21 protein-coding genes are annotated in these 22,437 nt (G+C 63.2%); 14 read left to right on the forward strand and 7 right to left on the reverse strand.

What is annotated here, in order from left to right; translation table 11 throughout:
• Positions 1-330 precede the first annotated feature (330 nt).
• The 6 genes from DYQ94_RS19245 to DYQ94_RS19270 all read right to left on the reverse strand — a co-directional run bounded on the left by DYQ94_RS19245 (position 331) and on the right by DYQ94_RS19270 (position 4,887).
• Complete coding sequence (locus DYQ94_RS19245) at positions 331-855, reverse strand: DUF4189 domain-containing protein (protein ID WP_126966436.1); 525 nt, start codon at positions 853-855, stop codon at positions 331-333.
• A 157-nt stretch (positions 856-1,012) separates the two neighbouring features.
• Positions 1,013-1,306, reverse strand: a complete 294-nt coding sequence (locus tag DYQ94_RS19250) for a hypothetical protein (RefSeq protein WP_425519007.1) — start codon at positions 1,304-1,306, stop codon at positions 1,013-1,015.
• Positions 1,307-1,525: 219 nt separating this feature from the next.
• The gene (locus DYQ94_RS19255) at positions 1,526-2,065 is read right to left on the reverse strand and encodes a DUF4189 domain-containing protein (RefSeq protein WP_126966437.1); all 540 of its coding nucleotides are present in this window, start codon (positions 2,063-2,065) and stop codon (positions 1,526-1,528) included.
• 20 nt (positions 2,066-2,085) lie between these two features.
• Positions 2,086-3,237, reverse strand: coding sequence for a TrbL/VirB6 family protein (locus DYQ94_RS19260; protein WP_126966438.1), 1,152 nt, complete (start codon positions 3,235-3,237; stop codon positions 2,086-2,088).
• Between the two features lie 61 nt (positions 3,238-3,298).
• On the reverse strand, positions 3,299-4,072 hold the full coding sequence (locus tag DYQ94_RS19265; RefSeq protein ID WP_102257153.1) for a hypothetical protein: 774 nt from the start codon (positions 4,070-4,072) through the stop codon (positions 3,299-3,301).
• 359 nt (positions 4,073-4,431) lie between these two features.
• Positions 4,432-4,887 carry a hypothetical protein gene (locus DYQ94_RS19270; RefSeq protein ID WP_024939084.1) on the reverse strand — a complete coding sequence of 152 codons (456 nt, stop codon included), beginning with the start codon at positions 4,885-4,887 and terminating at the stop codon, positions 4,432-4,434.
• A gap of 198 nt (positions 4,888-5,085) precedes the next feature.
• Here DYQ94_RS19270 and DYQ94_RS19275 point away from each other — a divergent pair, with 198 nt between their 5' ends.
• The 3 genes from DYQ94_RS19275 to DYQ94_RS19285 all read left to right on the forward strand — a co-directional run bounded on the left by DYQ94_RS19275 (position 5,086) and on the right by DYQ94_RS19285 (position 9,446).
• On the forward strand, positions 5,086-5,328 hold the full coding sequence (locus DYQ94_RS19275; RefSeq protein ID WP_024939083.1) for a hypothetical protein: 243 nt from the start codon (positions 5,086-5,088) through the stop codon (positions 5,326-5,328).
• A 265-nt stretch (positions 5,329-5,593) separates the two neighbouring features.
• Positions 5,594-6,583 carry a porphobilinogen synthase gene (gene hemB / locus DYQ94_RS19280; protein ID WP_126966439.1) on the forward strand — a complete coding sequence of 330 codons (990 nt, stop codon included), beginning with the start codon at positions 5,594-5,596 and terminating at the stop codon, positions 6,581-6,583.
• A 343-nt stretch (positions 6,584-6,926) separates the two neighbouring features.
• Entirely contained in the window at positions 6,927-9,446 is a 2,520-nt protein-coding gene (locus DYQ94_RS19285) for a PepSY domain-containing protein (protein WP_126966440.1), read from the forward strand.
• Between the two features lie 878 nt (positions 9,447-10,324).
• Here the strand turns inward: DYQ94_RS19285 and DYQ94_RS19290 are convergent.
• Positions 10,325-11,206, reverse strand: coding sequence for a TolB family protein (locus DYQ94_RS19290; protein ID WP_126966441.1), 882 nt, complete (start codon positions 11,204-11,206; stop codon positions 10,325-10,327).
• 52 nt (positions 11,207-11,258) lie between these two features.
• Between DYQ94_RS19290 and aroE the strand changes: the two genes are divergently transcribed.
• The 11 genes from aroE to DYQ94_RS19345 all read left to right on the forward strand — a co-directional run bounded on the left by aroE (position 11,259) and on the right by DYQ94_RS19345 (position 22,383).
• Complete coding sequence (aroE, locus tag DYQ94_RS19295; RefSeq protein WP_024939079.1) at positions 11,259-12,110, forward strand: shikimate dehydrogenase; 852 nt, start codon at positions 11,259-11,261, stop codon at positions 12,108-12,110.
• Complete coding sequence (locus DYQ94_RS19300; RefSeq protein ID WP_016902791.1) at positions 12,100-12,474, forward strand: hypothetical protein; 375 nt, start codon at positions 12,100-12,102, stop codon at positions 12,472-12,474. The genes aroE and DYQ94_RS19300 overlap by 11 nt, the downstream gene beginning before the upstream one ends.
• A complete protein-coding gene (locus DYQ94_RS19305; RefSeq protein WP_126966442.1) occupies positions 12,471-12,707 on the forward strand; it encodes a hypothetical protein in 237 nt (78 codons plus the stop codon). Before DYQ94_RS19300 ends, DYQ94_RS19305 begins: the two co-directional genes overlap by 4 nt.
• A 253-nt stretch (positions 12,708-12,960) precedes the next feature.
• The gene (gene dinG / locus DYQ94_RS19310; protein WP_126966443.1) at positions 12,961-15,093 is read left to right on the forward strand and encodes an ATP-dependent DNA helicase DinG; all 2,133 of its coding nucleotides are present in this window, start codon (positions 12,961-12,963) and stop codon (positions 15,091-15,093) included.
• Between the two features lie 188 nt (positions 15,094-15,281).
• Positions 15,282-15,890 carry a DUF6624 domain-containing protein gene (locus DYQ94_RS19315; RefSeq protein WP_126966444.1) on the forward strand — a complete coding sequence of 203 codons (609 nt, stop codon included), beginning with the start codon at positions 15,282-15,284 and terminating at the stop codon, positions 15,888-15,890.
• A 434-nt stretch (positions 15,891-16,324) separates the two neighbouring features.
• Complete coding sequence (katB, locus tag DYQ94_RS19320; protein ID WP_180968604.1) at positions 16,325-17,830, forward strand: catalase KatB; 1,506 nt, start codon at positions 16,325-16,327, stop codon at positions 17,828-17,830.
• A 58-nt stretch (positions 17,831-17,888) separates the two neighbouring features.
• A complete protein-coding gene (locus DYQ94_RS19325; protein WP_054591226.1) occupies positions 17,889-18,464 on the forward strand; it encodes an ankyrin repeat domain-containing protein in 576 nt (191 codons plus the stop codon).
• 843 nt (positions 18,465-19,307) lie between these two features.
• Positions 19,308-19,532, forward strand: coding sequence for a hypothetical protein (locus DYQ94_RS19330; protein ID WP_016902784.1), 225 nt, complete (start codon positions 19,308-19,310; stop codon positions 19,530-19,532).
• Positions 19,533-19,986: 454 nt separating this feature from the next.
• Positions 19,987-20,991 (forward strand): tRNA dihydrouridine(20/20a) synthase DusA, encoded by a 1,005-nt coding sequence (gene dusA, locus DYQ94_RS19335; RefSeq protein ID WP_126966445.1) that lies wholly within the window; start codon positions 19,987-19,989, stop codon positions 20,989-20,991.
• Between the two features lie 247 nt (positions 20,992-21,238).
• A complete protein-coding gene (locus DYQ94_RS19340) occupies positions 21,239-21,628 on the forward strand; it encodes a hypothetical protein (RefSeq protein WP_179466027.1) in 390 nt (129 codons plus the stop codon).
• Between the two features lie 71 nt (positions 21,629-21,699).
• Positions 21,700-22,383 (forward strand): response regulator transcription factor, encoded by a 684-nt coding sequence (locus DYQ94_RS19345; protein WP_002808458.1) that lies wholly within the window; start codon positions 21,700-21,702, stop codon positions 22,381-22,383.
• The last annotated feature ends 54 nt before the right edge of the window (positions 22,384-22,437 follow it).

Here is a 22,437-nt window from a genome sequence, read left to right on the forward strand (position 1 = left end):
AAGCTGGCCGGTACAGATGAATTAGCACCCCCTCTGCTGTGGAGCATATGACCTGGCGGCTGCCCCTGTAACCAAGGGATGCGTTGCTTGCGCCAGCGGTACCAAACGCCGCGCACGCCATAAAGGTTCCCATGCTTCCTTGCCACAGCGCTGCAGCAACGGCAGGCATAGTGATGATGACAGTGGTAAGCAATAGCCCACTGACGCTTCGTTGCGATGCTTGGTAGCTCAAGCATTCTACAACAAGTATAAAATTTATATTTTCTTGTCAGCTGGCGGCCTTATTTGGCTGCTGCTGATTAATTCTGATAATTGAATAAATAAATTAAATCAATATTCTTCGAATACCTGCTCTGTGCAGTCGCTATAGATAACGCTGCACTGGGCAGGAGTTGGGTTGCTTTTTTTGCATCGAGCTGACGCCTCAGTCGATGCTTTAGCGATTGTTTCGCCGCCAGAAAAGTGAACCGTACCTCCTGATGGTTTGCCCCCTATTTCCGGCGTTGATATTGCTGCGCATTGATTTTGATAGGTAAGCGTGATCTTGCAATCCTGTTCGCCGTGGGATGCGCATTTTTGCATTGCTTCACGCTGCGCATCGTCTTTAGAGAACTTGCCCGTCGAAACTCCGTAGTTTATGACTGAATTTACAGAGCCCATTGCGATTGCACCCCACGTTTTGATCCATTTTCCACTTGGTCGAGGCCGTGACTGTGAACTGTTTTGTGGGATTGGTACGCATGCAACTGCCCCCTGTCCGCCAACAGGATACTGCCCCGGGGGGCAACCTCCCTCTCCGTGTGCTGAGCTAATAGAGAAAGCTAAGATAATAATAAAAAATTTATAAATTTTCATAATGCCTCAGCCCAAAATTTAGATGACTTGGTTATTGCTCTGGGATGCGACACCTCTAGCTCCCGGGGCGGGCGTTTGTGTTGCTTGAGGCTGTCCTCCAGTGATTCGCTGACCGGTGACTGTAGGCGCCTCATAAGAGCTGGGTGGCACAGATGAATTAGCACCCCTCTGCTGTGGAACATATGACCCTGGCGGCTGCCCCTGTGGCCCAGGGGATGCGCTGATCGCGCCAGCGACACCAAATGCCGAGTACGCCATAAACGTTCCCATGCTTCCCTGCCACAGCGATGCCGCGACGGTATGTGGTGATGATGAGGGTGGTCAGCAGCAAGCCGATACCGCCTTGCTGCAAGGCTTGCGAGCTCAGGCCTTCGGTATTGTTACCCATCAGCCCGGTGATGCCTTTGGCAACCCAGAGCGCGATGGCGACCTTGGTGGAAAACTTGAGCATGATGGCCGAAGTCACACTAATGCATACGTACTGTGATCAGTCTAGGCTGTAAAACGTTCCCGAGGAATCCCTTGGCTAGACGCCGAAAGGCTATGGGGAATTTGCAATTATCGTGATTTTACCTGAAATATAAGCGGAGACAAAAGGAGGATGGCTAAACGCATACTATTTCACAGCCACTCCGACCGTTCTGTGAGTCTGTGTTCTATTTAAACTAATTCAAAACTTCTCAAAAATTTGCTCAGAACAAGCGGTGTGAATTATTTTGCACTCAGCGCCTGGATTTTCCTCGCTACATCCACGAAGGGCTGCGCCTTTTGCAAGCTGTTCGGTAGGCTGCCTTGAAAACTCAATAATACCATCAGGTTTTGGCGACCCTTCGATTTGAGGTTCACCTATGGACATGCATTGATTGCGAAAAGTCGTCGAGGGCCGGCAGCCCTTGGCGCCTGACTTATTGCATCTATCCAAAGCTTCTTTTTTTGCTGCGTCTTCTGAGGCGAGACCAACCGGTACGGCATACAGGGGTTTGTCGTTCAATATACCAACAGCAACCGCACCCCAGGTTTTTAGCCACTTTCCTGCTGGGCGTGGAGGCTGTTTTTTGTTTTGTTGATAATATCCTTGAGGAATAGGCCCGCAAGAGGTAACTCCTGCCCCAGCTTGTGCGGGAATTTGTCCGGCTGGACAGCCCTCCTCTGCCATTGCTGAGGTGGCTGCCAGTAGGCTGAGAAGTAACGTTATCGTCCGTATGATCATATATTTTCTTTGAAGTGCGCTTAAACGACTCGACTATTATCGGTAGCATTTGCTGCTCCGCGCGATCCGGGCGCAGCTAATGCTGGAGTGCTGCCAGAAACTCCCGATGTTCGTACGGCACTTAAATCGCGCATTTCTGTTTGATCATTGTTTCTTGGCCCATCATTTCCTCGTTGGTGAGGAATATAAGACCCTGCGGGTTGCCCTTGTGGACCAGGTGACGAAGCTCCACCTCCGCCAAATGCTGAGAAGTGCATGAAGCTGCTCATGCTTCCTTGCCACAGCGCCGCCGCAACGGTGGGCATGGTGATGATCACCACAGTCAGCAGCATCCCGATACCGCCCTGCTGCAAGGCCTGGGAGCTCAGGCCTTCCACATCGTTGCCCATCAATCCGTTGATGCCCTTTGCAACCCATAGGGCGACGGCGACCTTGGCCGAGAGCTTGAGCACGATGGCCGACACCACCGAAAGCATGGACATCGAGAACAAGGTGCCGATCACGTAGAACAGCCACTTCTTGAATAGATCCTTGGTGGCATCAAACATCAGTGCCAGGATGAAAATGGGGCCGATGCCGACCAGGAACGCCATTGTGAACTTGAATAGCAGTAGCATGGCGCCTGCCGCCATGGCGGGACTCGCCGCGCCAAATCCGGCAAGCAGCATGGCGTTGCCCTTCTTCTGAAGAGCTTCCGGATCTTCAGAGTCGATGTTCACCACATCCACGGCGGCCATCGCCAGTTGCGTGTAGCCCAGGTTCTCGTCGATTGCATCGGCTGCTGACGTATCGCTGTCACCGGTGAACAGTTCGTGGATCTCCTTATCCAAGTTCTGCGTCATCGTCTTGTGCAGCATCGCGCCATTGCTTCCCACTGCCGTAGCGATACACAGGATAAAGACGATTTTCGCCGCCTTACCCATGGTCTCCATCGCAGAATTGCGAGACTGCCCGGTCGCTAGCCGATAGCCAACGATCATCACCCACAGCGTGACCAGAATCATGGCGATCACGCTCACCCACGTCATGGCACGGCCGATTAGCTCCATGCCGAACGTGTCGATTTCCTTATTCAGGTAATCATTGATCAGCTTGAAAAACACATAGTCGCCGATGCCTGTATCGGCCATCGGCCTAAGCCAACTCAATGCACCCTGAAAAACGCTGTCCATATCTGCCCCGATTTGATGCTACTAAAACTACCTGTCGTGCATGTCGAATGTGCAAGTGCACTTAATCAACTGATAGTGCCGCCTTCAAGGCAGCAGCCTGTACCAGCTGGCCAACCAACGGAATGCCGCCCTCTTTGTTGCCGTTCAGGGCGCGCTTGGTCAGCTTGCGCTGGTCACTTTTCAAGGAAGCCTCGTAGTAGTCGTACGCCTTCAGCTTTGCCTGCCAGTAATCGAGATCCATCGAATTCTGCGCCATGAAGCGTGAGACCTCGTTGTCGTTTGCGGCAAGCGCGCCCTGACTGGTTCCCACGCTTTTACGCTGCGACTGAATCTTTTGCTCAAAATCCTTGTTCCGCTGAATCAGTCGCTTGAGCATGCGGACAGATTCGTTGTAGCGCGCGTTGTCCGTCATCACCATCAACTGGCAAATTTTAGTCTGCTCAGTCACCAGATTTCCGTTCATGTTGGGCAGCATATTTTTGATGCTAGTCATAATGCTTCCCAAGCCGCCACCGGTACCCGGGCATGCTTCGGCCATCCCGTAGTTGGGGTCACGCTCGGTGAAATTGTCTTCCATGTTGGTAATGCCCAAATTGAGGCTCTGCAGCTTGATCAACTGTTGCTGGTAGTGCGCATATTCTTTCTGGTATTGCGACAATGTTTCCTTCCAACGTTCGAAGTCCTTTCCGTATTCAGCAATCATGCTTTCCAGCGTTACCGGGTCGTGGGTAATCACTTGTGCATTTGCTTGACCAGCGCAAAGCCCCACGGAGAGGAGCAGGCCTGCTGCAAAGCGTGAAAATGGCACGCGTGAACGACGGACATGGTCAGTCATGGCAAGTCTCACTGAATTGGCTTGATACGGAAAAAAGACAGGCGGAAGCACCAACGGGTCCTGTTGGCGGCTTGCCTGGGAGCGGCGCAACGCGGCCGATACAGCCATAGGCGCCCGCGCTGGCGCTACCGTTAGCGCTGGAATTGTTCATTTGAGTGCCTGCCACGGCCATCTTCCTTGTGTGCGGTTAAACGCAGGTCTGCCGTAAGGTGCCACAGAGCACACCGCATTTCCATACTTTTAAAGCGCGCCAACTTGATGAATGCCTTCAGATTCTCGGAGGCAGCCTCTCGATTGACGTGCGCCCTAACGGCTCCTTCTCGCTTTGCACCTCCGGAGCAACTGTCTTGAGCCGGATCTCAGAGTTCTTTCGTAGATGTATCCCTGGCCCCCGCCGGCACCCAGATCGCCATGCCGGCCGCACGCTTCTGGGTGGTCGGGATGCCGATGCCCAGGCCACCGCCGACCCGGCCGCCGTAGCTGCCGCCGCCGACCGACAGGCCGCCGCCGGAGCGTTCCGAGCCCACGCCGACGATGACCACGCCGTTGGCGCCCAGCTTGGCGGCTTCGCGCTTGAGCCGCTGCACGGCCGCGTCGGTCTGGCCCTGGGTGCCGAAACCGGCAGCACTGGTGGATTCGAGCTGGGCGATTTCCACCGAGCCGACCGGTGCATTGGAGTACACCTGCACCAGTGACGGGTCGATCGGCGCGCGCGCCTGGCCCAGCATCACCTTGGAACTGCTGGCGCAACCGGCCAGCAAGGCAACGGTGGCTGCCGCGATGGCGGCATTCCTGATCAGCGATTGCATGTACATGGTGGAACCCCCTGTGGGTAATGGCAACGATGATCCGGCGCCCGGACTGAATCGCTCTGGACTTTGCCGCACCCTAGCCATGCCCACGTGAGGCTACCGCCAAGCCGCCATTGGTCAGGGTGACCATCTGCCCACAGCGCCTTGGCGGGCGCGGCGCTAAGCTCGTGGCTTCTTTGAATGGCGAGGTGGCACGTGGGATTGATCAGCCTGCTGTGGGGCATTGTGGCGCTGCTGTGGATGGTGCTGGCCTTCATCCCGTTGCTGGGCTGGGGCAACTGGTTCCTGATCCCGTTTGCGGCGTTGGGCGCGCTGATCGCGGCGATCGCGCTGCTGTTCACCTCGGCCGGCAATCGCGGACGTGCCAAGACCGGTCTGCTGCTCAACGGCCTGGTGATCGTGGTCGGGGTGATCCGCCTGAGCCTGGGCGGCGGCGTGATCTAGCACGCGGCGTCGCCTTCCAGGCAGGTCGCGCGAGCTCTGAAGGGCCGTGCACCGGCTGGGGACGGAGAAGATCGACGCGTGGCACCGCCGCCAGCCGGGCGCGTTCCCTGTGGGGTGAGCTGACCGCGTGGTCCAAGCGGATCACGCTTGCATTTGCATTGATCACGGCGTGATCCGGCCCGTTGCACCGCTGCGACACAGCGTCGCAGCGCGTCCGGCGGCGGGTCGCGGGCGTAAACTTGCGGGCTGCTGACAGGAGCCCACGATGGCCCATCCCCATTACCGTCCCCGCCGCATGCGCCACGATGCGTTTTCGCGCCGTTTGATGCGCGAAAACACGTTGACCACCGATGACCTGATCTGGCCGGTGTTCGTGCATGAGTTGTCCGGCCGCGCGCCGATCGCGTCCATGCCCGGCGTCGAGCGCCTGTCGCTGGACGAATTGCTGCGCGAAGCCGAAGCGGCCCTGGAGCTGGGCATTCCGGTGATCGACCTGTTCCCGGTGATCGACCCGGTCGGCAAGAGCCTGGACGCGGCCGAGGCATGGAATCCGGACGGCCTGGCGCAGCGTGCGGTACGCGCGCTGAAAGCGCGGTTTCCCGAACTCGGCATCATGACCGACGTGGCGCTGGACCCGTACACCACGCACGGCCAGGACGGCATCATCGATGCCAAGGGCTATGTGCTCAACGAGATCACCGTCGAGGCGTTGGTCAGGCAGTCGCTGTCGCATGCCGAAGCCGGTGTGGACATCATCTCGCCGTCGGACATGATGGATGGCCGCATCGGTGCGATCCGCCGCGCGCTGGATGCGCAGGACCATCTCAATGTGCGCATCATGGCTTATTCGGCCAAGTACGCCTCGGCGTTCTACGGCCCGTTCCGCGATGCGGTCGGCAGCGCCGGCAATCTGGGCAAGGCTGACAAGACCACCTATCAGATGGACCCGGCCAACAGCGACGAGGCCATGCGCGAGATCGCGCTGGACCTGGAAGAGGGCGCGGACATGGTGATGGTCAAGCCGGGCATGCCGTATCTGGACGTGGTGCGGCGGGTGAAGCAGGAATTCCGCGTGCCCACCTTCGCCTATCAGGTCAGCGGCGAGTACGCGATGCTCAAGGCCGCCGCCGCCAATGGCTGGCTGGACGAACGCAAGTGCGTGCTGGAAGCGCTGATGGCGTTCAAGCGCGCCGGCGCCGATGGCGTGCTGACCTATTTCGCACCGCAGGTGGCGCGTTGGTTGCGGGAAGGCTGAGTGCGCCGAGGCGGCGCTGTGACGCCCTCCAGGCCGCAATTGGCGCCTGCAGGCTTAGCCCGATTCGAAAACCCAACGATCTCGCAGGCCGCGTTCTCTCGCGGCCTGCGCTGCGTGCGGCGCGCGCCATCCTTCCGGATGGGGAGGGAAAGTGTGGCGCAGGCAGCTTGATCAATCTGCTTCCCGCAGATCAATGGGTACCGGCGTTGCTGCAACGATCGAGTGACATTGCAGTCGCTGACTGACGGCGCTGCGGCAGTGGCATGAGCCTCGCAATCCCACGCAAACTGCGATAACGATTCTCATCTACAATGGCGAGCCCACTGTTTGCGGCTGCTCGCGCGTGCTCAAGACCGTCCTGTTCCAATTGCACTGGCTGTTCGGCATCACGGCCGGGCTGGTGCTGTCGGTGATGGGGCTGACCGGCGCGTTGATGTCCTTCGAAAACGAGATCGTGCGGTTGGCCAATCCGGCCATCGCGCAGCTGGCACAGCGGCATGCCGCAGGCGAGCGGCCATTGCCGGTGGATGTGCTGCTGCGCCGGCTGGACCTGGATCAGCAACAGGCGGTCACCCGTATGCTGATCGATCCGACTGGCAAGCGTCCGTCCAATGCACGACTGGCCGGCAAGGGCGGCGGCCGGGTGTATTTCGATCCGTATACCGGCGACAAGGTCGCCGCCCCGCGGCTGAGCGGCGCGTTTGCCTTCATCGAGGACCTGCATCGCCATCTGACCGCCGGCAAGCGTGGCCAGGCGGTGACCGGTGCGAGCACCCTGATCCTGCTGTTCTTCTGCGCTTCCGGCCTGTATCTGCGTTGGCCGCGACGCTGGTGGAGTCTGCGCACCTGGTGGGCAGTGGAATGGCGGCGGCAGGGGCGCAGTTTTCTGTGGAGCCTGCACGCGGTGTTCGGCACCTGGTGTCTGCTGGTGTACCTGCTGGTGGCGCTGACCGGGCTGACCTGGTCCTACAACTGGTACCGCGACGGCATGGTGGCCTTGCTCGGCACCGAGCCGGCGATGCGTGGCGACGGGCGCGATCACCGCCCGGCCACGGTGGATTTTGCAGCCGTGCAACGCACCCTGGATGCCATCCCGGCCACACACAGCGCGGCACTGGACCTGCGTATCCCGCCGCGTGCGGGGCAACCGCTGAGCGTGCGGTTCCTGCCCGACCATCCCGATCACGATCGCGCCTACGACAATCTGGAGATCGAGCCGGGCAGCGGTGCGTTGCTGCGTCGCCAGGACTATGCACTGCTGCCGCGCGGGCAGCAGTTGCTGGTCAGCATGTTTCCGCTGCATTCGGGCAGCTTCTTCGGGCTGCCGGGCCGCATCGTGGTGATGCTGGCCAGTGTCGGCATGTCGGTGTTCTTCGTGACCGGCTGGATGTTGTACCTGGATCGCCGCCGCAAGAAGCGCGCGCTGCGTGCCGCGCGCGATGTCCTGCACGGTGCCCCGGCGGCCTCGCAGGCCGAGCCGTGGTTGATCGGGTTCGCCAGCCAGAGCGGGTTTGCCGAACGGCTGGCCTGGCAGGCGGCCGGGCATCTGCAGGCGGCCGGTCTGCCGGTGCAGGTGCGCTCGCTGGCACAGCTCACCGCGCAGCATCTGCAGGGCACCCGGCATGCCTTGTTCGTGGTCAGCACCTTTGGCGATGGCGAGCCGCCCGATACCGCCCGCAGCTTCGAGCGCGAACTGTTGCGTCAGCGCATGACGCTGTCGCAGCTGACCTATGCCGTGCTCGCCCTGGGCGACCGCCAGTACGCGCAATTCTGCGGGTTTTCCCGACGCATCGAGCAGTGGCTGCAGGCGCAGGGCGCGCAGCCGTTGTTTCCGGCAGTGGAGATGGACAACACCGATCCGCAGGCCCTGGCGCAATGGCATGCGCAACTGGCGCAGATTGCCGGTGCGCCGGTGGCCGTCGTGCCGCTGGCCCGCCCGACGCTGCTGCACTGGACGTTGGCGGCGCGCACGCATCTCAACCCGGGCAGCGAGGGAGCACCGATCTGGCAGATCGATCTGCTGCCACCGCCCGACACGCACTGGCAGGCCGGCGACATCCTTGAAGTGCAGCCGGCGCACGCCTACACGCACGTGCGCGCGTGTCTGGCCGCCTGGGGCCTGCCGCCCGACGCGCTGGTGCATGTCGATGCGCAGTTGCTGCCGCTGCAGCAGGCCGTCGCCGAGCGCGTGCTGCCGGAGCCGCCCACGCGCCCGCCCACGCCGCATCCGGATCCGCAGACCTGGCTGGACGCCTGCGCCTGGCTGCCGACCCGCGACTACTCGCTGGCCAGCGTGCCGCCCGATGGCGTTGCGACCGCGGTGGTGCGCCTGACCACAGGCGCCGACGGCAGCCCCGGCCTCGGTTCGGGCTGGCTGATCTGCCACGCACCCATCGGTGGGCAGATACGCGCGCGGTTGCGCACCAATCCCGGATTCCATCGCATCGAACAGGCGCCGATGGTGTTGATCGGCAACGGCACCGGTATCGCCGGTTTGCGCAGTCTGCTACGCGAGGCCGAGCTGGCCGGCGTGCACGGACATTGGCTGCTGTTCGGCGAACGGCAGGCCGCGCACGATGGTCTGTTTGCCGACGAACTTCAGGCCTGGCACGCGCGTGGCCATCTGCAGCAGCTGGACCGGGTGTTCTCGCGCGACCAGGCGCACAAACGCTACGTGCAGCATCACTTGCGCGAGACCGGCGACACCTTGCGCCACTGGATCGATCGCGGTGCGGTAATCCATGTCTGCGGCAGCCTGGACAGCATGGCGCGTGAGGTCGATGTCACGCTGCGCGAATTGCTGGGCGAGACGCGGCTGGAGTCGCTGACCGCAGCGGGACGTTATCGGCGCGATGTGTATTGAGCGCGGTCATGGCCACTACATCGCTGGGTTGGAGCGGCTAGTAAAACGTGGCGTGCGGTCGTCAAGCGGATGCGAACGGTTTGGGAAAATCCCGGTGAACGACGGAGACATGCTGCGTCCTAGCTAGCATCGACCGCGCCCTCCTTGCAGCGTGTACGGTGGTTCTGTTAGCTGCAACCATGGCGTCTAAGCGCGGTCCGATGCTTGAATCAAAAGCCCGGTTGGTCGAGGACGCGATGCCCTCACCACGTCCGGGACACGCCGTGAATCCGTCCATGGAGGCTCCGTGGCGGCATCCATGCCGCCAAGGGTCCCGGAACCGGTAAGGACATCACGCCTGCCAAGATGGTCGTGCGCTGATGGAACTGCAAAAAGCGAGATGACTCAAGCGAGACGACTTAACGCAGCGGCCTGGCTGCTTGTATGCATGTGTGGATGACTATTAGCGATAGGGGGCAAACCCAATCTACTTGCTGCCCGCCTTCGGCGGAAAGATCAGGAAATCAGACTACGTCGGCCAGATCAAAAGGAGCACGTAACCACCGCTGCGTCTGACCCACCGGCCGCTGCTCCTGCTGCTGACCATGCACACCGATCATCCCGACAGGTCCTTGCCCGCTCACCGTCGCGGGACCTTACGCGGCATGGATGCCGCGTAAGAGCCTACAAGGACGTACTTGCGGCGTGTCCTGCGATGGTGGGCGGGCAAGGGCCCTGCGACCAAGCCTCAGATCAGAAGCCCTACAGCCGAGCCTTAGTACGGCCAAACCGCAAACCAGCGCTCTGCAGCGTGACCCAGATCATCCGCTCTGCAACAGCTTGGCGTGAAGTCGTATCCCCAGCAGCCCCTTGGCAAGGGTCTGCGCATCCACCCATCCTCAACGGCAGCTCGTATCTCCATCCACCGCCGGCGCCTTCATCCGATAGATGTCCAACTGCCCCGCACGCGGTGCGCGCGCACTGCCGGTCACCAGCAACTCGCCTGGCTTGGCCGCATCCACCACCGCACCGAAGGTGCGTTCCTGCGGCCCGTTGAACGACAGCGGCACTGCCTGGCCCACGGTGTAATGGCCGTTGTTGCAGGTCGCCAGCAATAACTGGCTGGGACCATCCTGCCGGCCGCGTGCCCATACCAGCCCCCGTCCATCGCCAAGCCAGGCCGCATCCAGCTCGTCGTCGGCGCTGTTGATATCGCTCAACGCCACCGGCGCGATGAACGCCTGCCCATCCCAGCGCGCCACGAACATGTCCATGCCGCCGGCGCCACCGTGGCCGTTGCTGGCGAACAGCAGGCGGGTGCCGTCCAGCGACAGTGTCGGGGAGCGCTCGTCGCCGCGGCTGTTGATCGCCGCACCCAGGGATTCCACCGCACCGATCCGGCCCTGCGCATCCACCGGCGCGCGATACAGGTCGGCGCCGCCGGCACCGCCAGGGCGGCTGGAGGCGAACAGCAGCCAGCGGCCATCGGCACTGAACAGCGGGGAGGTCTCGTCCTGCGCCGTGTTGATCGGCAGCACTTCTGCGTCCTGCCAGCGCCCGCCGTTCAACCGGGCCTGCCACAGATCCCAGCCCCCGGTGCCGCCGGCGCGGTCGCTGGCCCAGACGATGCGTTGCCCGTCCGGACTCAGCGTGGCGCGCGCTTCGTTGGCCGGCGTGGAGACCACGCCCATGCCTTCGATGCCGAATTCGGCAAGCCCCGACGCGACCGGGACGCAGAGTAAACTTGCCGCCAGCGCGAGCAGTGTCCATCGAAGTTGCATGCGGGGTTCCTGCCTCAAGTCGCGCACAGTCTAGTCAACCAGAGAGCGTTTCATGCCCGTATCCCGTTATGCCGTGTTCGGTCACCCCGTCGCCCATTCGCTGTCGCCGGCCATCCATGCCGACTTCGGGAAGCAGACCGGCATCGCGCTGGACTACACCGCCATCGACGCACCGCCAGAAGAGTTCGCTGCCGCGCTGGAGCGCTTCGCCGACGAAGGCGGCAAGGGCGCAAACGTCACCCTGCCGCTGAAGGAAGCCGCCTGTGCGTTGTCGGCCAGCCTGAGCGATCGCGCGCGTCTGGCCGGTGCGGTCAACACGCTGGTGCGCAACGACGGCCAGTGGCAGGGCGACAACACCGATGGCGCCGGTCTGGTACGTGACCTCACCGACCGCCACGGGCTGGATCTGCGCGGTCGCCGTGTGCTGCTGCTCGGCGCCGGTGGTGCCGCGCGCGGCGTGGCGCCGGCGCTGCTGGAAGCGGGCATCACCGAAATGGTGGTGGTGAACCGCTCGCCCGAGCGTGCCGATGCCTTGTGCGATGCGCTCGGCGAGCCGGGGCGGGTGGTCTCGCGCTACATCGAAGACCTGCGCGATCTGGGCGACTTCGAACTGATCGTCAATGCCACTGCGGCTGGGCGCGATCGCGACGCCGGTGCGTTCGCCATGCCGCTGGGCCTGGTCAACAGCCTCACCGCGGCGGTCGATCTCAATTATGGCCCCACCGCCATCGCCTTCCTGGCCTGGGCACGCGCGGCGCAATGCCGCTACGCCGTCGATGGCCTGGGCATGCTGGTGGAACAGGCCGCCGAGAGCTTCGCGCTGTGGCACGGCGTGCGCCCGGACACCGACCCGGTCTACGCCGCGCTGCGCGCGCGCGAGGCCGTTCTGGTCAGTGCCGACTGAGGTGGGCAGCGTCACCGCCACCGATATCCTGCTGACCCTGGTCACCAGCCTGCTGTCGCGCGTGCCGATGCTGATCGCGTTGCTGCTCGGGCTGGTTCTGCTGTGGCGTGCCTCGCAAAGCCCGTTGCGGCGTGCCGGGCTGGCCGCGCTCTGGTTGCTGCTGGGCTGCTTGTTTGCCGAGGTTGCCTTCCAGGCGATTCCGATGCTGTTGCTGCAGCAAGGCAATGTGCGTCAGATCAGCATGGTGACCAGCATCGCCCACTTCGTGCTGATGGCGATGCAAGGCGTGGGCATCGGCGTGCTGGTGTGGACGCTGGCAGGCAGCCTGCAACGCGTGCCGCCCGCCGCCGGCCCGCGCCCATGATTCCGCTCAAAGCCATCGCGCTGGTGGTGGTCGGGCTGGTCAGTGCCGGGCAGGGCGGGTGGACGCTGCTGCATCCGCAGGCGCTGGCTGCGGTCAATCGCGGCGGCCTGCTGTATGAGCGCTTCGGGCCCACTGGCGTGGGTGCCGGCATGTTGCTGATGGGCGTCGCAATGGTGGTCATCGGGCTGGTCTGGGCACGCTATGCATGGCCGCCGCGGACGCAAGGCCGCTGACAACGTGGAGCGACGCTGCCTGCTCGTTGCAGGCAGCGCAGGGTGATTGGGGCGGCATCCGTTGCGCGCCCCTTCGGGTCAGAACTTGCGGGCAGTGCCCGCCAGCGATGATCGGATCCGACGCATGCAGTGGCCGTGCAGCGTGCGTACCCGGGACCAAGATGGCGGTGGCGCCGCCCCGCGCCAGCAAACACGTTCAGCCGAGTGCCACGCCGGTCGCAGGCGCTGCGCCGGTCCGTGCGAAAATAGCGCGATGAATGAAGTCGCCCCACCGGCCGCGCCGTCGGCGCCGGTTCCCACCCAGCGCGTTCTGACCGATCCGATCAAGGCCGGCATCCGCGAGGCCTACGCCAAGCTGCAGGCCAACACGCCCGGCTTTGCCACACGACGGGCGCAGAGCCAGATGATCGGCCTGGTCTCACGCGCGCTGGCCACCTCCGGCGGCATCGGCATTGCCGAGGCCCCCACCGGGGTCGGCAAGAGCCTGGGCTATCTCACCGCCGGCGTGCCGATCGCCCTGGCCACCAAGAAGAAGCTGGTGATCAGCACCGGCACCGTGGCGCTGCAGTCGCAGTTGGTGGAGCGCGATATTCCGGCTTTCCTCAAGGCCACCGGGCTGGAAGCCACGGTCGCACTGGCCAAGGGCCGCACCCGCTACCTGTGCACGCGCAACGCCGCCGAGCTGCAGGGCGAGACCAGCCAGGAAGGGATGTTCGACGACGAACAGGTGCTCTACGACCGCCCGCTCAGCCCGGCCGACGCGGATCTGGCCAAGCGCCTGGCCACGGCCTACGCCGAGCGCAGCTGGAACGGCGATCTGGACGATGCGCCCGAGCAGGTCTCGGTGCCGCTGCGCCTGCGCATCACCACGCCGGCCTCCGGCTGTGCCGGCCGCCGCTGCAGCTACGCCGCGCAATGCCCGGTGCTGAAGGCGCGCACCGACGTGCGCGAAGCGCAGATCGTGGTCACCAACCATGCATTGCTGTTGTCGTCGCTGTCGCTGGGCGATGCCGAGAATGGCCAGCCCTTGATCGCCCCGCCCGCCGACATGCTGCTGGTGCTCGACGAAGGCCATCACATCGCCGGCGTGGCGATCGACCAGGGCGCCGCCAGCCTGCCATTGGACGAGATGGCCAAGCGCACCGGTCGGCTGCAGATCCTCATCGCCGCCGCCTACCGCGCGGTGGACAAGGACAAGCTCGGCAATCTGCTGCCCAACGAGGCCATCGAGGTGGCCGCGCGCGTGTCCAAGCTGCTCAAGGCCTTCCACGCCGAGGTCGAACGCGTGTGGAAGCCCGAGCCCGGCGAGCGCGATCCCTTGTGGCGTGCGGCCAACGGCAAGCTGCCGCCGCAATGGGGCCCGGCCATCGAAGAGCTTGGCGAAGAAACCCGCGTGTTGTTCAACTGGGTGCATGCCGCGCACAGCGCGATCGCCAAGGGCAAGCAGGACGACTCGGCGCGCGAACGCCTGCAGCGCAGCCTCGGCCTGGCTCTGGAAATGGCCGAGCAGCAACACAATCTGTGGAGCGGCTGGCGGCGCGAAGACAAGGAAGGCCAGCCGCCGATGGCGCGCTGGATCACCCTCTCGCGCGACGGCGATTTGATCTGCCATTGCTCGCCGGTGTCGGCCGCGCAGGTGCTGCGCACGATGATCTGGAACGAAGTGGATTCGGTGGTGATGACCTCGGCCACACTCACCGGCGGCGGCGATTTCCAAGCGTTCGCGATCGACAACGGCCTGCCCGATCACGCCGAAATGGCCTCGCTGGCCTCACCGTTCGACCTGCCCAATCAGGCCGAATTGATCGTGCCCAATTTCCCGGTCACCCCAGACGATCGCGAAGGCCACCCGAAGGAAGTTGCGCGTTACCTGGTGCGCGAACTCGACTGGACCGGCAAGGGCAGCATCGTGCTGTTCACCTCGCGCTGGAAGATGGAAAAGGTCGCCGACCTTATGCCGCTGGCGCAGCGCAACCGCGTATTGGTGCAGGGCGAGGGCAACAAGTCGCAACTGATCACCGAACACCTGCGCCGTATCGCCGCCGGCGAAGGCTCGGTGCTGTTTGGCCTGAACTCCTTCGGCGAAGGCCTGGATCTGCCCGGCGATGCCTGCACCACGGTGGTCATCACCCAGGTGCCATTCGCGGTGCCGACCGACCCGCAGACCTCGACCCTGAGCGAATGGCTGGAAAGTCGCGGCCATAACGCCTTCAACCTGATCGCCATCCCGCACGCGCTGCGCACGCTCACGCAGTTCGCGGGCCGCTTGATCCGCAGTTCCAGCGACCACGGCCGCGTGATCATCCTCGACTCGCGCCTGCTGACACGTCGCTACGGCAAACGCATCATCGACGCGTTGCCGCCGTTCAAGCGGGTGATCGGCTAGTCCAGGGCAGCCCTGCGCCAGTCCCGTGCGGAGGATGGAACATCCGTCTCGCAGAGTGCCGCTGTCACACATTTGCGGTGCATGACCGTGCCCGTCGCTGCGCGTGTGGTGTCGATGGCAGCGGTATCTTTCCCTGCCGTGCTTATCGACGCGATGTCGTGACCTTTTGAGATCCGGGAGGATTGCGGATGAAGACAGTGATGCTCGGTGTACTGCTATGGCAGCTGACAACGGCGGGATGGGCGATTGCCGAAGCCGATCGCACTTTGCAGCAAGGTCGTCCAGGCATGAACGCCTCTTATCGCGAACAGCTGCTGGCACTGGCCGATGCCGATCAGAAGATCCGTGAGCAGATTCGTGGTGCTTTCACGGCGCAACAGCTGCAGGCCAATCAAGGTGCAGCGAAAGACATGGCCATGCGTCTGGTTGCGTCGCAACGGGAAAACCAGGCTGCGCTGTCTGCACTGATCGACAAATTCGGCTTCCCCGATGTCGCGTCGGTCGGCGAGGACGGGGCGCATGCCGGTTTCCTGGTCGCGCAGCACTCCACTGACCGCACGTTTCGCGATGGCTTCCTGAAGAACATCGAGGTTGCGGTGGCGCGCGGGTCTTACAGCGCCGCAGACATGGCATTGTTCGTGGATCGTAATCTGATCATGTCGGGCAAGCCGCAGCGCTACGGCACCCAGCGCAAGGCGGACGGCAGCCTGTTCGAGCTGGAGGATCCTGCCCAGTTGGCACGCAGACGGGCAGACGTCGGTTTGCCTGACGAACAGAGCGGTTCTGGTGGTCTTTGAACCGTGAGCGATCCAGGTGCGAGGCGATGACTACTGTTTAACGCATGGGTCGCGCGTGCACACCTGGATCAAGAAGACGTTGCAAGGTGTTGGTGCTTTGGTTTCCACCAGGCGATGACACCCGGCCCTGTGGGTATTTTTCACCGCATGCTGTCGCTGGTTGCTGAGTGTGCGGATCTTCCGCACTGCAGTATTCTTGCAGTCCCCAACGCGCTGCATGCGTCGCAGTGAATCAGCTTGACCACCGCATCCGCGGCATAAGCGGCATGATCTTCAACGTGTCGCCGCTTTGTAACGCGATGCATATCACGCTCTGTAGTCATCATCATGTTCGCCTATCGCAGCGATCATAACTAACGACTTCTCACGCTTCGGTCCGCTGGCCATGATTCAGCTCCCTCAAACGAGCTGACGCCATGCGCCCTGGATCCCTCATGGTGCTAGCCCTGCTAGCCCCGACGCTGATCGCACCGCCGGTCTTCGCCCAATCTGTCCTGACCCGCGACAACGGCGCCAAGGTCGGTGACAACCAGAATTCGCAGACCGCCGGAGCCAATGGCCCGACCCTGCTGCAGGATGTGCAGCTGATCCAGAAGCTGCAGCGTTTCGATCGCGAGCGCATCCCCGAGCGCGTGGTGCATGCACGCGGCACCGGCGTCAAAGGCGAGTTCACCGCCACCGCCGATCTGTCCAGCCTGACCAAGGCCAAGGTGTTCAGCGCCGGCGAAAAGACCCCGGTCTTCGTGCGCTTTTCCTCGGTGGTGCACGGCAACCACTCGCCGGAAACCTTGCGCGACCCGCATGGCTTCGCCACCAAGTTCTACACCAGCGAAGGCAACTGGGATCTGGTCGGCAACAACTTCCCGACCTTCTTCATCCGCGATGCGATCAAGTTTCCCGACATGGTCCACGCGTTCAAGCCGGACCCGCGCACCAATCTGGACGACGATTCGCGCCGCTTCGATTTCTTCTCGCACGTGCCCGAGGCCACCCGCACGCTGACCCTGCTGTACTCCAACGAAGGTACCCCTGCGGGCTATCGCTTCATGGATGGCAACGGCGTGCATGCCTACAAGCTGGTCAATGCGCAGGGCGAAGTGCATTACGTCAAGTTCCACTGGAAGACGCTGCAGGGCATCAAGAACCTCGACCCCAAGCAGGTCGCTGCCGTCCAGGCCAAGGACTACAGCCACCTGACCAACGATCTGGTCGGTGCGATCAAGAAGGGCGACTTCCCGAAGTGGGACCTGTACGTACAGGTGCTCAAGCCGGAGGACCTGGCCAAGTTCGATTTCGATCCGCTGGACGCCACCAAGATCTGGCCCGACGTGCCGGAGCAGAAGGTCGGCCAGATGGTGTTGAACAAGAACGTCGACAACTTCTTTCAGGAAACCGAGCAGGTCGCGATGGCGCCGGCCAACCTGGTGCCGGGCATCGAGCCGTCGGAAGACCGCCTGCTGCAGGGGCGCATCTTCTCCTACGCCGACACCCAGCTGTATCGCATCGGTGCCAATGGCCTGAACCTGCCGGTCAACCGTCCGCGTGTGGCCGTCAACAACGGCAACCAGGATGGCGAAGGAAATAACGGCCACACCACCAGCGGCGTGAACTACGAGCCGAGCCGGCTGGAGCCGCGGCCGCAGGACACCGCTGCGCGTTACAGCGCGTTGCCGCTGTCGGGCACCACCCAGCAGGCCAAGATCACCCGCGAGCAGAACTTCAAGCAGGCCGGTGAGTTGTATCGGTCCTACAGCAAGAAGGATCGCGCCGATCTGGTGCAGAGTTTCGGCGAGTCGCTGGCCACCACCGACACCGAGAGCAAGCATCTCCTGTTGTCGTTCCTGTACAAAGCCGACCCCGAGTACGGCACTGGCGTGACGCGTGTCGCCAAGGGCGACTTGGCCCGGGTCAAGCAGCTGGCCTCCAGCCTGCAGGACTGACCCACCCACGGCATCGCGGCCTGTGCCGCGGTGCCGTTTTCGCTATCGGGAGAGCCATATGCGCACCCTGCTGTTTCTGATGCTTGGCACCCTGTCTGCAGCTGCCAATGCTGCCTCACCCGCGCCGATGTCCGCCAGCGCCACCGCTGCCGCCGCCGACCCGGCGCAGATCAAGCTGCAGTTGCGCGAGTACTTCTTCGACGCGGCACGCGAAGGGCGGCAGGACATGCTGGCCGAGTTCATCCGCTCGCACTACGACCTCAATACCCGTGACGAGAAGGGCTACACGGCCCTGATCCTGGCGGCCTATCACGGCCAGCGCCCGGCAGTGGAGCAGTTGCTCAGCGCCGGTGCCGACCCCTGCGCGCAGGACAAGCGCGGCAACACTGCGCTGATGGGCGCGATCTTCAAGGGCGAGCTGGGTATCGCCAAGCGGCTGATGCAGGCCGACTGCGCGCCGGACCAGCGCAACAATGCCGGTCAGACCGCCGCGATGTACGCAGCGCTGTTCCAGCGCACCGACGTGCTCAAGGATCTGGCCGCCAAGGGCGCAGACCTCAGCCTCAAGGATGGGCAGGGCAACGATGTGACCAAGCTGCAGCGCGGCGAGTTTGCGACGACCCCGGCGCGCTGAGCGCGCCTGTCATGCGTGGCGGGGCAGGTATGCGTGACGCCAGGCGTCAGCAGGCTCGCACCGGCGCCATGCGGCCGATACCGGCGTGAGCCGACGGCGATGCGTGCTGCAGCGTGCCGTACCACGATGCACCTGATGCACAGGCCAATCGCCTGCAGCCCGCATCCTGGCGGATTGCACGCATAGCGCTCGGCCGTCTTCGAAGCGCTGTAGGTGGTTGCGACGGCAGCTCCATCCCGGTGGCCGTCGGATGAGTCGCTGATCGGTATCGCCCGAGTCCTGCACCTCGATACCCGGAGCCTCGACGGCCTCGCCTGCAGCACTCCACCGCGCGTACCGGCGACACCCGCTCAGTTATGACCACCGACGTGGTTCGGGAGGTAGCCGTTGCGTACCGAGCGCACCGCATGCTCGCTCTTAGATCGGCTGGCCGCGCGGTGACTTACTCAATCTGCCTTCATCACCTGCCGAGAGGCGCAACCACCGCCTCGGCCCGGTTCGGAGGTCAACCACTGTGCACCGAGCGCAGTGAATCCTCGCTCCCGGGTCGGCCAGTGGCTCGCCGACCTGCTCGATTTGTCTCCACGACCCGCTGGAAAACGCAGCCACCGCCTCCGCCGGTTTTCCGCCGCAGGCGCGTTGGATCTTTGGCGGCGGTGGTGATTTTTGTGCCACTGCGTCAGGAGTCCCCTGACATGGAAACCTTTGTGCGCCAAGGGTTTGACATAAGTCTGAGTGCGCGCTGACTTGCCTGAAATTTGTTCGGAAAAATCGCAAAAAACAGTTCAAGAAAGCGCTGCGAACGCCGATGCTTCCGCTATCGCACACTGGAACCCCCGGACCATGAAGCTCGATCCCTCCATCCCTTTCCTGATGTCCCTGCTGGCGATGGTGCTGTGCACCGCTACCGCCGTGGTCGCGCTGGTGTTCGGTCAGGTACACGTGCTGGCCACGTCGTGGAGCTTCTACACCGTGCTGGGTACCGCCCTGATCACCCTGGTCGCCTCGTACCATGCGCTCGGCAAGCCGCTGAGCGCCGAAGAGCGTGTGGGCTTCCGCAACCCGTAACTGCAGATCCTGTCCAGGCGCAGTGCACGACGCCAGCACTGGACGACACAAGCTCCGCTCGTCATTGACGATGCACCGCGTTCGCTCGACATGGGCGAACGCCCAGGCACTGCGCATCCTGCAGCGATGCCGCCCGTTAACGCGCGCACCTGGCGAGCGAGGGCAACGACAGCAGCGCCAGCGCGGTGTCGTTCGTCTCTTTCGGTGGCAGTGATAGCCGCGATACTGGACGCCGAGGCGCGCCGCCAGCGGGTTCCATCAACGCGCGGCACGCCGACCTTCGCCAGCCCCTACGGGTCGATCACATGGCGCAGTAAACCGGCGATCGATCAGCGGGCTCCAGCAGGACAGCCTCACAGGATGCCATGCCGCGCTGCGGCAGATTCATCGACACCCGTGTAAGCTGTTGATCCTGCTCCGCATTCCGATGGCTGCCCGCTGCGGCCACATGTCGATGACCGCTTCCACAGATCGCTACGCCGCCTCCCTGCGCCTGTCCGTCGCCCCGATGATGGATTGGACCGACCGCCATTGCCGGGTCTTCCATCGCCTGCTGGCACCCTCGGCACGTCTGTACACCGAGATGGTGCACGCCAATGCGGTGATCCATGGCGATCGCACGCGGCTGATCGGGTTCGATCCGGTCGAACACCCGCTGGCGCTGCAATTGGGCGGCAGCGAGCCGGCGCTGCTTGCGCAGGCGGCGGCGATCGCGCAGGAGTGGGGCTACGACGAGATCAACCTCAATTGCGGCTGCCCGTCTGATCGCGTGCAGGCCGGGCGCTTCGGTGCCTGCCTGATGCGCGAGCCGGACCTGGTGGCCGACTGTGTTGCCGCCATGTGTGCGGCGACCACGCTGCCGATCACGGTCAAGTGCCGCCTCGGCGTGGACGACGATGACGACTACGCCGTGTTCGCCAGCTTCGTCGATCAGGTAGTCGCAGCCGGTGCCGCCATGGTGGTGGTGCATGCCCGCAACGCGTGGCTCAAGGGCCTGTCGCCCAAGGAAAACCGCGAAGTGCCGCCGCTGCGTTACGACTGGGCGTATCGCCTCAAGCAGGAGCGCCCCGCGCTGCCAGTGGTGCTCAATGGCGGCATCGCGGCGGTGGAGACCGCGATGGAGCATCTGCACCAGACCGACGGCGTCATGCTCGGCCGCGCCGCCTACCACGACCCCTACGTACTGCATCGCCTGGATGCAGCCCTGACGCATCGTGCGGAACAGCCGCGCGACCAATTACTGCGCGCCTTGCGGCCCTACGTCGAGTCCCAACTGGAGCAAGGCCTGGCCTTGAAACACATGACCCGACACGTGTTGGGGTTGTTCCATGGCCAGCCGGGCGGACGCGCGTTCCGGCAGGTCCTGAGCGAGGGCGCACACCGGCCAGGTGCCGGCTGGGAGCTGGTCGAGCAGGCCTTGCAGCGCACCGACACCCAGGGCTGGCGCGTTGTGGCCTGAACTGGCCTGCCGCTTGCATTACCTGAACAGGCATTTCCGCTGTCTGCTTCTGACCGGGATGCCAACTGCCGGGCACGGGTACGAGTTCCAGAAAAGTGCCGTTCCAGGCGTCCAGGGATTCATTTCACTGAACAGCGTTAACACAAAGCTAAAAAGTTCAGATGGGATTCACCCCGAAAAATCAAGAATTTGGACCATTCTCGGGCTCGACCATGCTGTCACCGGTGGCCGGTTTCACGAATTTTGAATGTTCCTGAACAACCCGCTAGGATTCATTGTGACCCAGCCCTCCTGCCGCGCTTGCTATGTCGTCCTGGTTGCCCTCGGGCTAGCCATGGCAGCGCCATTGGCGTGGGGGCAGGCATATCCGATGTCGCACGCGGGACGCGATCCATTGCCGCCTTCCGCGCGCGGTAATGGGCGCACGCTCTCGGACACCATCCGACAGGTGCAGCGGTCCACCGGTGGACAGATCCTCAGCGCCGAACGCGTGCCGTTTGACGGGGGCAATCTCAACCGCGTCAAGTACATGAAGGACGGCCGCGTGCATACCGTGTACGAGTCGGAGCAGATGCAGGCCGCGCCGCCGCGCAGCCAGGCGCCGCCGGATGCGCCACCACGCGACGATAACCACTAGACGTAGATAGTTCTGCGTTCAGTCTCATAAATTCCCCGGCCATTGGCCGACAACGTAACTAGGGAGAGTGCATGCGTATCCTTTTGGTCGAAGACGAAGCTCCGCTGCGCGAGACCCTTGCCGCGCGCCTGAAGCGTGAGGGCTTTGCTGTCGACGCTGCACAAGACGGCGAAGAAGGCCTGTACATGGGCCGTGAAGTCCCGTTCGATGTCGGCATCATCGACCTCGGCTTGCCCAAGATGTCGGGCATGGAGCTGATTAAGGCGCTGCGCGACGAAGGCAAGAAATTCCCGGTGCTGATCCTGACCGCGCGTTCGAGCTGGCAGGACAAGGTCGAGGGCCTCAAGCAGGGTGCCGACGATTACCTGGTCAAGCCGTTCCATGTCGAAGAGCTGCTGGCGCGCGTCAATGCGCTGCTGCGGCGCGCGGCGGGCTGGAGCAAGCCGACGCTGGAATGCGGCCCGGTCGCGCTGGATCTGGCCGCGCAGACGGTCAGCGTCAATGGCGCCAACGTGGATCTGACCAGCTACGAGTACAAGGTGCTCGAATACCTGATGATGCATGCCGGCGAACTGGTCTCCAAGGCCGATCTGACCGAGCACATCTACCAGCAGGATTTCGATCGCGATTCGAACGTGCTGGAAGTGTTCATCGGCCGCCTGCGCAAGAAGCTCGATCCCGATGGTGAGCTCAAGCCGATCGAGACCGTACGCGGTCGCGGCTACCGTTTCGCCATTCCGCGTACCGAAGGCTGAGTCCGCGCATCGGCAAGCAGGAAGATCAGGTGCCGGGCCGCTCCAAGTGGTATA

The sequence above is a fragment of the Xanthomonas sp. LMG 8993 genome, from assembly GCF_009835065.2.
Taxonomy (GTDB): Bacteria; Pseudomonadota; Gammaproteobacteria; order Xanthomonadales; family Xanthomonadaceae; genus Xanthomonas; species Xanthomonas arboricola.

Excerpts from the sequence above, each read along its gene's own strand:
- hemB (WP_126966439.1), top strand. The coding sequence starts at position 5,594 with ATGGCCCATCCCCATTACCGTCCCCGCCGCATGCGCCACGATGCGTTT.
- DYQ94_RS19270 (WP_024939084.1), bottom strand. The coding sequence starts at position 4,887 with ATGTACATGCAATCGCTGATCAGGAATGCCGCCATCGCGGCAGCCACC.
- DYQ94_RS19260 (WP_126966438.1), bottom strand. The coding sequence starts at position 3,237 with ATGGACAGCGTTTTTCAGGGTGCATTGAGTTGGCTTAGGCCGATGGCC.
- DYQ94_RS19325 (WP_054591226.1), top strand. The coding sequence starts at position 17,889 with ATGCGCACCCTGCTGTTTCTGATGCTTGGCACCCTGTCTGCAGCTGCC.
- aroE (WP_024939079.1), top strand. The coding sequence starts at position 11,259 with ATGCCCGTATCCCGTTATGCCGTGTTCGGTCACCCCGTCGCCCATTCG.
- DYQ94_RS19345 (WP_002808458.1), top strand. The coding sequence starts at position 21,700 with ATGCGTATCCTTTTGGTCGAAGACGAAGCTCCGCTGCGCGAGACCCTT.
- dinG (WP_126966443.1), top strand. The coding sequence starts at position 12,961 with ATGAATGAAGTCGCCCCACCGGCCGCGCCGTCGGCGCCGGTTCCCACC.
- katB (WP_180968604.1), top strand. The coding sequence starts at position 16,325 with ATGGTGCTAGCCCTGCTAGCCCCGACGCTGATCGCACCGCCGGTCTTC.
- dusA (WP_126966445.1), top strand. The coding sequence starts at position 19,987 with ATGACCGCTTCCACAGATCGCTACGCCGCCTCCCTGCGCCTGTCCGTC.
- DYQ94_RS19245 (WP_126966436.1), bottom strand. The coding sequence starts at position 855 with ATGAAAATTTATAAATTTTTTATTATTATCTTAGCTTTCTCTATTAGC.
- DYQ94_RS19330 (WP_016902784.1), top strand. The coding sequence starts at position 19,308 with ATGAAGCTCGATCCCTCCATCCCTTTCCTGATGTCCCTGCTGGCGATG.
- DYQ94_RS19255 (WP_126966437.1), bottom strand. The coding sequence starts at position 2,065 with ATGATCATACGGACGATAACGTTACTTCTCAGCCTACTGGCAGCCACC.
- DYQ94_RS19290 (WP_126966441.1), bottom strand. The coding sequence starts at position 11,206 with ATGCAACTTCGATGGACACTGCTCGCGCTGGCGGCAAGTTTACTCTGC.
- DYQ94_RS19315 (WP_126966444.1), top strand. The coding sequence starts at position 15,282 with ATGAAGACAGTGATGCTCGGTGTACTGCTATGGCAGCTGACAACGGCG.
- DYQ94_RS19250 (WP_425519007.1), bottom strand. The coding sequence starts at position 1,306 with ATGCTCAAGTTTTCCACCAAGGTCGCCATCGCGCTCTGGGTTGCCAAA.
- DYQ94_RS19265 (WP_102257153.1), bottom strand. The coding sequence starts at position 4,072 with ATGACTGACCATGTCCGTCGTTCACGCGTGCCATTTTCACGCTTTGCA.
- DYQ94_RS19340 (WP_179466027.1), top strand. The coding sequence starts at position 21,239 with ATGTTCCTGAACAACCCGCTAGGATTCATTGTGACCCAGCCCTCCTGC.
- DYQ94_RS19305 (WP_126966442.1), top strand. The coding sequence starts at position 12,471 with ATGATTCCGCTCAAAGCCATCGCGCTGGTGGTGGTCGGGCTGGTCAGT.